9 protein-coding genes and 1 pseudogene are annotated in these 12814 nt (G+C 60.4%); 4 read left to right on the top strand and 6 right to left on the bottom strand.

From position 1 onward, the window contains the following. The first annotated feature begins 177 nt into the window (after positions 1-177). Positions 178-918 carry an AraC family transcriptional regulator gene (locus tag FY112_RS29185; protein WP_017957676.1) on the top strand — a complete coding sequence of 247 codons (741 nt, stop codon included), beginning with the start codon at positions 178-180 and terminating at the stop codon, positions 916-918. A gap of 102 nt (positions 919-1020) precedes the next feature. Here FY112_RS29185 and FY112_RS29180 read toward each other — a convergent pair whose 3' ends face one another. Beyond that, positions 1021-2022: an NADP-dependent oxidoreductase gene (locus FY112_RS29180; protein WP_094088581.1), complete on the bottom strand. Its 1002-nt coding sequence runs from the start codon at positions 2020-2022 to the stop codon at positions 1021-1023. 49 nt (positions 2023-2071) lie between these two features. Beyond that, positions 2072-2887 (bottom strand): oxidoreductase, encoded by an 816-nt coding sequence (locus tag FY112_RS29175; RefSeq protein WP_151519888.1) that lies wholly within the window; start codon positions 2885-2887, stop codon positions 2072-2074. 89 nt (positions 2888-2976) lie between these two features. On the opposite strand from FY112_RS29175, the gene FY112_RS29170 reads away from it, so the two are divergent. After that, the gene (locus FY112_RS29170) at positions 2977-3441 is read left to right on the top strand and encodes a helix-turn-helix domain-containing protein (protein WP_094088579.1); all 465 of its coding nucleotides are present in this window, start codon (positions 2977-2979) and stop codon (positions 3439-3441) included. A gap of 85 nt (positions 3442-3526) precedes the next feature. Here FY112_RS29170 and FY112_RS29165 read toward each other — a convergent pair whose 3' ends face one another. Then, a complete protein-coding gene (locus FY112_RS29165) occupies positions 3527-5548 on the bottom strand; it encodes a beta-N-acetylhexosaminidase (protein ID WP_151519887.1) in 2022 nt (673 codons plus the stop codon). Between the two features lie 484 nt (positions 5549-6032). Here FY112_RS29165 and FY112_RS29160 point away from each other — a divergent pair, with 484 nt between their 5' ends. After that, positions 6033-7574, top strand: coding sequence for a DHA2 family efflux MFS transporter permease subunit (locus FY112_RS29160; protein WP_151519886.1), 1542 nt, complete (start codon positions 6033-6035; stop codon positions 7572-7574). A 69-nt stretch (positions 7575-7643) separates the two neighbouring features. Here FY112_RS29160 and FY112_RS29155 read toward each other — a convergent pair whose 3' ends face one another. The 3 genes from FY112_RS29155 to FY112_RS29145 all read right to left on the bottom strand — a co-directional run bounded on the left by FY112_RS29155 (position 7644) and on the right by FY112_RS29145 (position 10791). Beyond that, a complete protein-coding gene (locus FY112_RS29155) occupies positions 7644-8957 on the bottom strand; it encodes an MFS transporter (RefSeq protein ID WP_131628898.1) in 1314 nt (437 codons plus the stop codon). A 299-nt stretch (positions 8958-9256) separates the two neighbouring features. After that, the gene (locus tag FY112_RS29150; protein WP_131720063.1) at positions 9257-9517 is read right to left on the bottom strand and encodes a hypothetical protein; all 261 of its coding nucleotides are present in this window, start codon (positions 9515-9517) and stop codon (positions 9257-9259) included. 605 nt (positions 9518-10122) lie between these two features. Next, positions 10123-10791 (bottom strand): hypothetical protein, encoded by a 669-nt coding sequence (locus tag FY112_RS29145; RefSeq protein WP_151519885.1) that lies wholly within the window; start codon positions 10789-10791, stop codon positions 10123-10125. A gap of 343 nt (positions 10792-11134) precedes the next feature. Here FY112_RS29145 and FY112_RS38150 point away from each other — a divergent pair. Then, a pseudogene (locus FY112_RS38150) lies at positions 11135-12814 on the top strand (cellobiose phosphorylase); the annotation flags it as partial.

The following is a 12814-nucleotide window of genomic DNA, read 5'->3' as shown; positions in this document are numbered from 1 at the left end:
CGGGTCGTCCGCCGGTAATGTTCGCGCGGCATGGTCATGTGTGGGGAAGAATTGGTGAAATATAGTCACCCCTCGGTTTTCAGGTTTTTGTCCGCATCTCCCACTGCACGGATGTCACAGTCCATCGATTTGGGTTTCGGGCGATCAGCCGCCATCTGGAGCAATGCACAAGACAGGATGAGCTATCAGCGGCCGAACGGTCATACGTTCAGTCTTTATCTGAGAGGCGGCGCCGGAACGCGTCGTCTGGATGGCAGCCCTGGCGCGCGCGGCCGTCCGGGGGTCCTGTGCATCATGCCACAGGAGCACTCGTCCGAATGGGAAATCACCGACTTCTCCGAATTCGTCCATCTGTATGTTCCCGACGATCAGATGCGCCGGATGTTTGCCGAGACGTTTGACCGCGATGCGCGGCTCATGGCTCTTCCCGAATTAACCTTCGCGGATGCACCCGCCTTGGCGCGCACACTTCGGCAGATGACGAAAGCGATGTTGGCGGGCGGTCATCTGCTGGCTGAAGAAGCGATGACGCAGGCGATCAACGATTTCTTCGTTGATCCGCGTTATGGAGGGATGCGCCCCTGCGCGATCAGCGGCGGGCTCGCTCCTCATGTCCGGCGCCGGAGTCTGGAGTATATCGAGGCCCATCTCGGTGAGACAATCCGCTTGCAGGATCTGGCGGCGATCGGGCAGCTCAGCGCTTTTCATTTTCAGCGGATGTTCCGGGCAAGCTATGGTGTGTCCCCGCATGGCTGGGTGGCTCACCGGCGTGTCGAGCGAGCCAAATCGATGTTATCAGCCATGGACCCAATCGCACAGATCGCTTCGGCCTGCGGCTTCAGCAGCCAGAGCCACATGACACGGGCATTTAAGTTGGGCACAGGCGTTACGCCCTCTGCCTACCGGCAACGACAGTGAAGCCCCTTCGCTCGAGCGCACTTCTCTTTCGAAACCAATCCGCGCTTCGGCATTCTGCAAAAGCCGCTCGGCTAAGCCGAGGACTCATCGGATTTCCAGACCTCACTTCACCGCGATCACGACCTTGCCCTTGACGCGTCCCGTTTCGACATAGTCCAGCGCCTCGTTGGTCTTCTCGAACGGGAAGGCCCGGTCAATGACGGGACGGATGGCGCCCGCCTCGATCAGCGCGGTGATCTTGCCGAGCTGCGCGCCGTTTGCCTGCATGAAGAGAAAGGAATAGCCGATCCCCCGGCGTTTCGATTTCCGCCTGATGCCGAAACTCAAGAAGCGCATGACCTGCTGCAGCAGCCAGCCGAAGCCGTTTTCCCTGGCGAAATCGGGATCGGGTGGACCTGATATCGAGATCAGCTTGCCGCCCGGCTTCAAGACGCTGAGCGATTTCTCCAGCGTCTCCTTGCCGAGGCTGTTCAGTACGACGTCATAGCCCTTCAGCATCGTCTCGAAATCGTCCTTCTTGTAATCGACCACCACGTCGGCGCCGAGGCTTTTCACCAGAGCTGTGTTCGCGGTGCTGGCGGTCGTCGCCACATGGGCGCCGAGATGCTTGGCAAGCTGGATGGCGATGGTGCCGACGCCGCCGGAGCCCGCGTGGATCAATACTCTTTGGCCTTTCTGCAGCTTGGCGCGCTCGACCAGCGCCTGCCATGCAGTCAGCGCCACAAGCGGAATGGATGCGGCCTCTTCCATGCTGAGATTGGCAGGCTTCAGCGCAACATCGGCAGCGTCGATGGCGATGTACTCGGCGAAGGTGCCTATGCGATCCTGGTCAGGACGCGCATAGACCTCGTCACCGGGTTTGAATTGCCTGACATTGGCCCCAACGCGGACCACGACGCCGGCGACATCGTTGCCAAGCACCAGCGGAAGCCGGTAAGGCAGGACGAGCTTGAACTCTCCGTCCCGGATCTTGGCATCCAGCGGATTCACGCTGGCGGCATGGATCTCGACCATGACGTCGTTCTTGCGGAGCTGCGGTTCAGGGCTCTGGCCGAGCCTGAGGGCGCCGCCTTTCTTGTAGCGGTCGATCAGGAATGCTTTCATGGGGCGAACTTTCATTTTCTGCGAGAGCCGACAATGCGGCAAGCCAGGATCAACCGGGAAGTTTGTTGAATTTCCGGAGGCTCTTGTCGACGAAGGACTCCGGCAGGAAGCGGCGGATGAAACGGATCTGCCCTGCGGCCCTTCCGGCAGTGTAGCGTCGCTTGGGCGAGGCCGCATTGGCGGCCCGGATGACAGTTGCGGCGACCACTTCGGGCGCATCGCCTTTCGAAACGATTTCGCGCATCAGCTTCTCGGCATCGGTGCGCACTGTATCATAAACGGCTAGCGGCCGGTCCGGCCGTGTGATGTTCTCTTCGAATGAGGTGCGCGTGACGCCCGGTTCGACGAGCACGACGCGGATGCCCTGCGTGCGCACTTCATGGTCGAGGGATTCCGAATAACCTTCGATCGCGTGTTTGGTCGCTGCGTAAAGCGCGTTGAAGGGCGCCGGGATCAGCCCGAGGATCGAGCTCAGGTTGATGATCCGACCGCTGCGCTGCCGCCGCATCACCGGCAGCACCGCATTGGTCATGCGCATCGTGCCGAAGACGTTAACGTCGAAAACGGCTTTGGCCTGTGCCGTCGTCGATTCCTCGGCGCCGCCGAGCAGCCCGATCCCAGCATTGTTGACCAGCAGATCGATCCGTCCCGTGCGTTTCAAAACCTCGTCGACGGCGCCCTGCACCGATTGATCGTCGATGACGTCGCAGACTAGCATGATGATGCCGTCGGCGGTGTCGGCCATCGGCTTTCGGCTGGTGCCGAACACCTGGTAACCGTCGCGTAGCAAGGCCTGCGCCGTTACCAGCCCGATGCCGGAAGAAGCCCCTGTGACCAGGGCAATGCCGCGTTCTCTTTTGTTCATCGACGCCTGCCTTCATTTTGTCGTGGAACGTTCATGGGCATTCTGTTACTATCAATTTGATAGCAAGTCACTACTAAAAAGATATCGACATGAAGAATCTTTCGAACCAGCCTTGTCTGATCGCCCGCAGCCTGGCGCTCGTCGGCGATGCGTGGAGCATGCTGATCATGCGCGACGCCCATGCGGGGCTGACCCGTTTCGATGAATTTCGCAAAAGCCTCGGCATCGTCCCGACAATGCTGACGGGGCGGCTGTCATCGCTGACCGAGGAAGGATTGCTGGAAAAGCGTCGCTATTCCGAGCGTCCGCCGCGCGACGAATATGTGCTGACGGAAGCCGGCCGCGACTTTCTGCCGGTGCTGTTCGCGATCGGCGCCTGGGGCCGCAAGCATCGCAGCGGCGGTGCAGTCACCCGTTTCTTCGACGCTGAGGCCGGAACGGAGATCGATCCCCTCACAATCGACCGCGCGACAGGCGCGGAGATTGGAACCCGTCCTATTCGTATCGCCGCACCCGAATGCGAGCTGCCCGCGGCACCTGACAACTCCCCTTGAAAGCGATGTCGGTATCCTTGCCATCACCGCCTCCGGCAATGGCAAGGCTGATCCTCAAATCAAAACCCGCGACCCAATCCTGGCGCTACGACTGCTGTTGTCCGTAGAGCAGCGGCATCAGTCCTGCGAGCGCCCTGAAACGCTCCCACGACTTGGATGACGGCTTCGTCCAGCCGGTTTCGGCAAGTGCGGAAAGGCGGGGGAAGACGAGGCGGTCGAAAACGGCGCGATCGGTCATCGGCTCGGACCAGATGCAGGCCTGGATGCCGAGGAGTTTCTGTTTCTGGCTCGCCGTCCAGCCGCCGATGGGATCGAAATTGTAGAGCTTCTCCGCGTCCGAAGTCCCCGCCCAGCTGGCGCCGGGCTCATCCCAGTCGGGCCTCAGCGCCATGTCGAGGTAATAAACCTGTCCGGGGCAGACGACCATTTCATAGCCGCGCTCGGCAAGTTCGGCCGAGACCTCGACATTGCGCCAGCTGCAGAGATAGCTCTTCGATTTGTCGATGACATCGCCGTGGGCTGCCTCTTCCCAGCCGCCGGTGATGCAGCCCTTGCTCGCAAGGAAGTGCTGGACGCGGTTCAGGAACTCCGCCTGCAGGATGGCGGCGCCCGAGCCGTGGATGTCGTCGGCGCCATGGGTATTGGTCACCACGTTCAGCCGCTTGGCATGCGCATCGGCAACCTCGTTGCCCGCCACGCTACGCAGGCGTTCGAGCGCTTCCGGCGAGCCGGACCACGCGCCGAGCGGCACCTCGTCGGCGCCGAGATGGATGGTCTTGAAGGGGAAAAGCTCGATGAGTTCCGAAAGGATCGTCTCGACGATCTCATAGGTCTTCTCGCGGGCCGGATTTATGCAATTGTCCGGGAAGCCCTGAACCGAATAATAGCTGCCGACCTCGGCCGGATCGCGCAGCTCTGGGATCGCCTGCAGCATGGCGTAGCAATGGCCGGGCATATCGATCTCCGGCACAATCTCCACGCCGAGGCTCTTGGCATGCGCGACGATCTCGCGGATGGCAGCCTTGGTGTAATAACCGCCTGTGCGGGCCGGGCTCGAACCGAGCAGCGGCGGAACGGCGAGACCGTGGCCGCGCCAGGCCCCGACCGCGGTCAAATCAGGATAAGCATCGATCTCGACGCGCCATGCTTCGTCGTCGGAAAGGTGCCAGTGGAAGCGGTTGAGCTTGTTCCAGGCAAGCACCGCCAGGAGTTTCTTGACCTCGGCTGCGCCATAGAACTGGCGGGCGACGTCGAGATGCAGCCCACGCCAGCCCATCGACGGCTCATCGACGATCTCGCCTGCGGCCGGAAATTGGAAGACCTCGGGATGCAGCCTTGCGCCGCGCCAGATCTGGCCGAGTGTGACGAGGCCGTAGAGGAAGCCGGTCCGGCTGCTGGCCTCGATCGTGATCGTCTCACCCTCGAAGCTCAGCCGGTAGGCCTCTGGCCCGAGCCCGGCGGCATCCTTCAAGGCAACCGGAACCGCGCCTTCCGCCTCGCTTCGCACGATGCCTTCGACGGCGAAGAGATGCTCGACCAGTGCTGCGAAGTTTCGTGTTGCCGCCTCCCCTTCAGTGCTCTGCGCCTGCGGCGCAAAACCGGCCGGCAGCGGCCGGCGGGAAGTGACCGAAACATGGTTCGGCCAGGGGATGATCGACACCTGAACGGGCGCATTGACGGGAACCGGATAGATCTCGGCGCCACGCTTCAAGGGCGCGTTGCTGACCGAAGATCGCGTCGGCTCAATGCTGAGCACGATCGTGCTGCCGTCGGCCAGAGCGAGATAGCCGCTCGTTGCGCCGTCCGTCCAGTGGCGGAACTGCCAGCTCAGCGCGTAGACCGAGATTGTCCACGTCTCGCCGGCGCCGAGAACGAAATTGGCCGGCGGTTGGAATTCGGTGAAATTCGAGAGCCGCTGCGAAACCGTGGCGCCTTCGACGCGCCCGGCGGGATCGACGCGGCCTGGGCCGCTCACACAAAGCGAGAAATTCGAAAGCGGCTCGGTGCCCAGGTTCTTGAGGCGCAGGACGTAGGAAAATTCCTTGCCATCCGCAGGCGGGTTCCAAAGGGTTTCAAGCCGCAGGGCTTTTGGTCGCGGTATGGACATGGTCACTCTTTCCTCTTGAAGATCGGATCATAAGCATTCCGGCGCACTACCGAGAGCGGAACGATTGCTGCCGCAAAGCCGGCTCCGATGGAAGACGCGAGGGCATAGTTGATCAAAGCAACCTCACCCACGCGATCCCGTCGTTCTTGAAGTCAATCAAATTGATTTAAGATTGATAGTCAGTTTCCAGCCAGCACGTCAATTGCCGATTTGAAATTTCTGCGGCGCTCCGGAGCAGCTCTCAGCGACGCGCACCGAACTGCAGGAAGACCTCGTCGGGCGTAGGACGGCTGGTCGCGTTGGTGACGTATTTGTGTTGGCAGATCCCTATCGCTTCCGTCCTCATCCGAACTATGGTGTCGGCATCGGCGGAATTGCGCTCCACGTCTTTGTTTGCGGCATGCCGTCGACCGTCTCGATCTTAAACAGGATCCGCCTTAGTCTTGGCACCCTGGGCGGAGAATGCAGCGCGCGGGATTATCGCATGTCGGAACGACTTGAATTTGCCCGCCTTGATGAAACGCCCGCCATCGTCTGGCTCGGCTTCATGGCGATGTGCGTCGGCATGTTCATGGCGATCCTCGACGTCCAGGTGGTGGCAACATCGCTGCCGACCATCCAGTCGGCGCTGGGCATCGATCCGGATCAGATGAGTTGGATACAGACGGCCTATCTCATTGCCGAAGTGGTGGCGATCCCGCTCACCGGCTTCTTGACGCGGCTCCTGACGATGCGATGGCTGTTCGTTACCGCCATCGGCCTGTTCGTCGCGGCCTCCGCCGGCTGTGCGATGAGCGGCAGCTTCGGCGAGCTGGTGGCCTGGCGGGTGCTTCAGGGTTTTTCCGGCGGAACCTTGATCCCCTCGGTGTTTTCAGCCGTGTTCATTCTCTTCCCGAACGAGCGCCAGGCGCTTGCGACGACGATCGCCGGCGTTCTCGCGGTGTTGGCCCCGACTGTTGGGCCGATCGTCGGCGGATGGCTGACGCAAACCTATTCCTGGCACTGGTTGTTCCTGATCAACATCCTTCCAGGCATTGCCTCGGCAATCCTGGCGGCACGGTCCTTGCCGAGGCAGGCGACCGATCCGTCCGAACTCAGGCATCTCGACGGTCTGTCGCTTCTACTGATGGCAACCGCGCTGACGAGCCTGGAACTCAGCCTGAAGGAGGCGCCGACGAGCGGCTGGATCTCGGCCTATGTGCTCAGCCTGCTGACGGTCTGCCTTGCATCGGGAGGTGTCTTCGTCTGGCGAACGCTCCGCAGAAACCGGCCGATCGTCGATCTCGGAAATTTCGGTGATCGAAACTTTCTCGTCGGTTCGGTTCTAAGCTTCGTGCTTGGCATCGGCCTCTTCGGCTCGGTCTATCTCATGCCGGTCTTTCTCGCTTTCATCAGGGGACACGACGCCCTCCAAATCGGCATGACGATGCTGGTCACCGGTGTCGCGCAATTGATCACGGCGCCGATCGCGGTCGCGCTGGAGAAGCGCATGGACGCGCGCTTGCTGTCGGCCGCCGGTTTCGCGCTCTTTGCGATCGGTGTCGGGATGAGCGCTTTTCAGGACCCTCGTTCGGATTATGACGCGATGTTCTGGCCGCAGGTCGTGCGCGGCGTCGCCATCATGTTCTGCCTGCTGCCGCCGACGCGGCTGGCGCTCGGCACACTTCCGCCAGACCGCATTCCCGATGCGAGCGGCCTTTTCAACCTGATGCGCAATCTCGGCGGGGCGATCGGCATCGCTCTCATCGACACCATCATCTACACGCGCTCGGAGCCGCTGGGACAAGCCCTCTGGACCCGCCTTCAAGCCGGCGACGTCGAGGCTGCGACATTCGTCGGCGCACCTCTTCAGACCATATCGGGGCATAGTGGCAGCTTCGACGCGGATACCACGGCGCTGCTCGATCCGTTGGTCCAGACCGCGGCAAGCGTCCAGGCGATCAACGAAGCCTGGATGGTGATTGCCGTCCTGACCGGCTGCGCCCTGCTCTCGGTGCCCTTTGCCAGGCGGCCAACGTCAACGTGAAAACCAGGGTTGACGAGACCTACCCCCCGCGATCCTGAGATGGAAGCCAACGCATCGGCCAAACGGCTTCTAGGCTAGCTTAGCACTGCGCGTCTCGGCATCGATGAAATAGGCTGCAGCACCTGCCAACAGCAGCAACGCAGCGAAAATCCCGATGACCAGGCCGAAATCTTTAGTCACAAAAAGACCGATCAACGATGGCGCAAGCAGCCCTCCAAGCCGAGCCATAGCACCGGCGGCACCCATTCCGGTTGCCCTGGAGGCAGTAGGATAAAGCTCTGGCGTATAGGCGTAGAGTGCACCCCACGTACCAAGCAGCGCGAAACTCATGATGAGCAGTGACGACGCTACCAAGAGTGCGGATGAGCCGACGACGAACAAAATGGATCCCATCGCGGAAAGGATGCAAAATGCCACAAGCGTTGGACGCCGCCCCCACTTTTCGACTCCGTAGGCAGCGAGCGCATACCCGGGGATCTGGGCAAGCGCGATCAGCACAAGAAAACCGTAGCCTCGAACGAAGCCAAAGCCGTCCCCGGCAAGTTTCGGAGGCATCCAGGTGAAGACACCATAGTAAGAAATGGATACCAGAAACCAAACCGCGAGGATCAGAATGGTTCGACGCCGCAGAGCGTGGGAGAATATTCCGACACTACGCGTCGGTGTCGCAGGCGCTATGTCAACCTCTTCTCCCAGGGCACGGCGGCCATTCACCAGGATCATCCGGTCGATGATCGCCTTTGCTTCTCCACCCCTTCCCTTGCGCAGAAGATAGAGCGGCGATTCCGGCACGAAAAACCGCAGACCGAAACCGATAATCGCCGGGACCGCTGTAACGGCAAAGATAAACCGCCAGGCTTCGGCCACGTTCCATAGACTGAGCAGCCAGGCTGCAATTGCGACGACCAGGGTTCCGACGGCCCAGAAACCCTCCAGCAGCACCAGCCACCTGCCTCGGTTCTTCGCCGGCAGGAATTCGGCCATCATCGCATAGTCCACCGGCAACGTCCCGCCGACCGCTGCTCCGGTCAGGAAGCGCATGAACAGGAGGAAGGTGAAGTCTGGCGCGAATATCGACAGCGTGCCAAAGACGGCATCACAGGAGACAGTCGCGATCAGAACGCCGCGGCGGCCGATCCGGTCGGCAAGCCTGCCAAACCCCATTGCGCCCAAAAACATGCCTAGGAAAAACACCGTGCCCGTCTGAAGCGCCTGCGGCACCGTTAGTTCGAAGCTCGTGGCGATCGAAGCCGCTGTGAAGCCCACCGCGATGACCTGCATGGCGTCAGCTGCCCAGACCAAGCCGAAGATGGCCATCAGCCGTCGCTGATATCGTCCTGCTCCCGCGTGGTTGAGTGCATCGTCGATGGTGATTGTGGTCATTTGTTTTCCACACCCGGCTGCCGTGGTCCGCTCATAGCGCATTCAGCCCGAAAGATCACAGCCGCAAGCCGCGATGGCCGTTTTCCAGTTTTACCTGGGCGTTTCATGACATTCTGCAAGGTGATCCGTTCGTACATCTGATCTGAAGCTTAGGGCCGGAGCCTGAGAGGCCGCTGCTAAGGTTGGGCGGAGCTCCTCGTTGTTTAAGCTCCCGAAGATGAACGGTTAACTTGGCGAGTGGTTGAATTCATCAGCTGTGCCGCTCCATGGTCCTATCGCGTAATGGCAGCAAATCTAACCTACGATTTCGGCTTAAAGAACCTATCGGCTTCCTTCATCGCATTCTGCGCCGCGCCATATAGCGTGCTTACGGCATCGCGCATTTCGGCAAACGCCTGCATGGTTCGTGGCGAAATGTAATCGCCTCTTGCTTCAGCATTGAGCCGCAAAGCTCTCTCGCAGTCGGCGGCAATTCTATCCAGCTCCGGGGAAACCCGATAGAGCCGTTCCAAGATAGCGTCGATGTCACCCTTGGCGCGTTCAGACATTCGTTCTGCCATCAAACCCTCACCGCTGTGTCGCTTTCTCTGCAGGAGCCGAACTCCTAAAGCAGTGTCCCCTGCTTGGCTTCGTCGGCCACTTTTACGTCCGCGTCGCCACGGCGTGGCTCGCATATCGCTCCGGTCTCAAAAAACTCTATTGATGACTGAATTACGGTTATAGGACCAAAGCCAGCGCCTGGGAATTGGATGCCGGTCGATCAACCCCGGCGGCAACGCGTGATTTTCGCAGACAAAAAAAGTGGGCCGACGGAAAACCGTGGCCCATTAGTTGTGAAGGTATAAACCTCCAGAGGGGAACAGCTGAAACGACGGAACTGGGAGGAAAGCCGTCGTGTTGCATCAGCTACATTCACCATGCTCCTTTTTTGACCAGTTGGAAAACATTTTTTGTGCAATGCAGCTATGCAGCGGCGGATCATCCAGCCGAAGGAGCCGTGGAGGATGGCATCTTGAAGGCTGCTGCCGCGCCCTGGATCTAGAACTTTTTAGATGGCGTCGATCCGGCGCCGAACTAGGCCGCGATGAAACGAGCCATCCTATGGAGAAGAGGCCATGCGTGAGGACGCAATGCCTTTGATCGGGTTCGACGATTTCGCTTGATTTTACTCGGCGTCGTCGTTCGCCTTTGGGAACAGTTGCAGCACATTCGACCCACTCGGGTGCGCGAGAGCGCGCGCCTTTGGGTGCCGCGAGTTGTTTTCTCCAGCCTTTTGGATAGCTGAAACGAGACCTTCCCGCTGGCGATAATAATCTGGCTTGGCAGGCAGGGTGAGGTCAAACTCTTCGAGCATACGCTCAATAATGTCCATCGCTTCAGCCGCCAGCCCAGCATAACCTTCTTGGCGTCGCTCGAAGAAGCCATCGTATCCGGGCTTGGATAGGCCGAGACTATCCAACGCATAAGAAAGGGTCTTCACTCGGTTCGACAACCACAAAATTTCTTCTGAAAGCTCGGTACTAAAAAGTCCCCAGTTTGCGTCGTGCGGAAGTGCAAGGGTTGGATCGCGAACGTGAAACGCGAATTCGCCTTCATCCATGGGATTGAACTCGGGCATGTCGTGAACGGCCGCGTAGCTGGCTCCGACAAAATCATCTAGGGCCAGCACCGTCAGCATCGCTAGGTTTCTAACCTCGGCTTTCGGGCGCCGGTTGATCCCAGACTTCGCAAGTCGAATGACGATGGGAAGCAGGGAGCCAGCGGCTAAACCGCCAGCGCCAATGAATGCTCCCATTACCATGATCCCTTGAGTGGTTTCGAAGAACTGCGTCAATAGTCACCTCGTTGAATGGGAGCCGCGAGTTGCGTCAAGTAGCACGCACAGACGGAATCAGCGCTTTCCGTCCCAGTTTGCCTTGAACTTAACCGATAGGGAACTCCGTTCCCGCCGTGTGGCGCCATTGAGCAACCGCACGGCATCATCATCACCGGCGACCTCAGTTCCTTTGACGCTTGGCAATGACCTCTCGGTGCAACTTTTCGAATTGAACATCAAGTGATATCGGCTGGCCTGTCTTTCAAGGACCTAATCGAGAACCGGCGATAGTAGTAAGATTTCTCTCAACCATTTTGCGTCATCCTCAAGTTCCCTTCTGAAGCCAATCGACGAGATCTCAATGGCCACGGACCTTGACCGCAGTTTTCAAATGCCCCGACGCGATGAGCTTGGTCTCTTCACGATCAGCAACGGTTCCGGCCTGTCGATATCGGCCTTGCCGAACGGCACCCTGTTTGCCATCGAATACGCCGACGACAAGGGATCAGTGCAGATCAACCAGATCCAGGGCTCGCCGCTTACCGGCGGCGTCAGTCGCCTTTATCTGCGCGTCGGCGGGGCTGCGCCTGATGTCGTCGAGCTTGTTGGGTCTCGCGCCGACGGCAGCTTCGGGCACGATGCGACGAGCCTCTCCTGGAGCGGCAAGAGAGGCGATATCGGCTACACCGTCCGCCTCGAGCTTCATCCCGCCGAAACGGCCTGGTTCTGGCGTGTCTCCATCCGGCATCTGAAGGACGGAACGCTGCCGGTCGATCTGGTGCTGATCCAGGACGTCGGTCTCGGCGATCGCGGCTTCCTGATGAATAGCGAAGCCTATGCCTCTCAATATGTCGATCATCATATCGCCGGTCACGAGACCTTCGGCCCTGTCGTGATGAACCGGCAAAATCTCAAGCAGTCGGGCGCCCGCAACCCCTGGCTCGCGCAGGGCTGCCTCGATGGCGCGGCTGCCTATGCCACCGATGCGATCCAGCTGGTGCAGGCGAGCGACCGCCTCGACGACCTGCTGGTCGGCCCCTTCGGCACCAACCTGCCGAGCAAACGGCGGCAGCAGGAGACGGCGTGCCCCGCCATTCAGTCGAAATCGCTCTCCGTGTCGGCAAGTGGCGCGACCGCGACCTTCTTTGCTGTGTTCGCCGCCGATCATCCTGAGGCGTCGAGCGATGCCGACCTTTCACGGCTTGACGAGCTCGCGGCGACAGACAGTGCGGCCGCCGATATCGAGGAGGGAGCACCGGTCCGCAGCCTGCTCCAGGATGCTGCCCTGCTGAAGGCCGAGGCACTGGACAAAAAGGCGATCGGCAACCTCTATCCGGAGCGGAGCCTGGAAGAGCGCGTCGATGGAAAGCTTCTCTCGTTTTTCGTGCCGGACGGCGTTTTGAACCGCCATGTGGTCCTGCGCGACAAGGAGCTCATGGTGGCGCGCCGTCACGGCGCGATCGTCAGAAGCGGTGAAAACATGCTGCTCGACGATGCGACGCTTGCCGCGACCTGCTGGATGCAGGGCATTTTCGCCGCCCAGCTGACGATCGGCAATACGTCCTTTCACAAGCTCTTTTCCGTCTCCCGCGACCCCTACAATCTGACCCGCGCCAGCGGGCTACGCATCATGGCGGATGTCGGCGCCGGCTGGCAGCTTCTGGCGGTGCCGTCGGCTTTCGAAATGGGGCTCAGCGATTGCCGCTGGATCTATCGCCTCCCCGAACGCACGATCATCGTGTCGGCGGTCGCCTCCGGCGAGGATGCGGCGATGCAGTGGACTGTCTCCGTCGAGGGCAAGCCGTGTCGCTTCCTGGTGTTTGGTCATGTCGTGCTCGGCGAGCGCGAATATGACGCGGGCGGGCAGATCGAATTCGATCCGTCGGGCAAACGCATCCTTTTCCGGCCGGACCCGGCCTGGCTCTGGGGCGAGCGCTATCCCGATGCCGGCTATTGGCTGGTGAGTTCGACGCCCGATGCCATCGAAGAAATCGGCGGCGACGAACTGCTCTACAGTGATGGGGTAACGCGCAACGGCGCT

This window comes from Rhizobium sp. PEPV16 (assembly GCF_008919455.1).
Classification (GTDB): Bacteria; Pseudomonadota; Alphaproteobacteria; order Rhizobiales; family Rhizobiaceae; genus Rhizobium; species Rhizobium leguminosarum_Q.
The sequence above is the reverse complement of the archived record's forward strand: the minus strand, read 5'-3'. Positions and strand labels throughout refer to the sequence as shown.

Excerpts from the sequence above, each read along its gene's own strand:
- FY112_RS29185 (WP_017957676.1), top strand. The coding sequence starts at position 178 with ATGAGCTATCAGCGGCCGAACGGTCATACGTTCAGTCTTTATCTGAGA.
- FY112_RS29180 (WP_094088581.1), bottom strand. The coding sequence starts at position 2,022 with ATGAAAGCATTCCTGATCGACCGCTACAAGAAAGGCGGCGCCCTCAGG.
- FY112_RS29175 (WP_151519888.1), bottom strand. The coding sequence starts at position 2,887 with ATGAACAAAAGAGAACGCGGCATTGCCCTGGTCACAGGGGCTTCTTCC.
- FY112_RS29170 (WP_094088579.1), top strand. The coding sequence starts at position 2,977 with ATGAAGAATCTTTCGAACCAGCCTTGTCTGATCGCCCGCAGCCTGGCG.
- FY112_RS29165 (WP_151519887.1), bottom strand. The coding sequence starts at position 5,548 with ATGTCCATACCGCGACCAAAAGCCCTGCGGCTTGAAACCCTTTGGAAC.
- FY112_RS29160 (WP_151519886.1), top strand. The coding sequence starts at position 6,033 with ATGTCGGAACGACTTGAATTTGCCCGCCTTGATGAAACGCCCGCCATC.
- FY112_RS29155 (WP_131628898.1), bottom strand. The coding sequence starts at position 8,957 with ATGACCACAATCACCATCGACGATGCACTCAACCACGCGGGAGCAGGA.
- FY112_RS29150 (WP_131720063.1), bottom strand. The coding sequence starts at position 9,517 with ATGGCAGAACGAATGTCTGAACGCGCCAAGGGTGACATCGACGCTATC.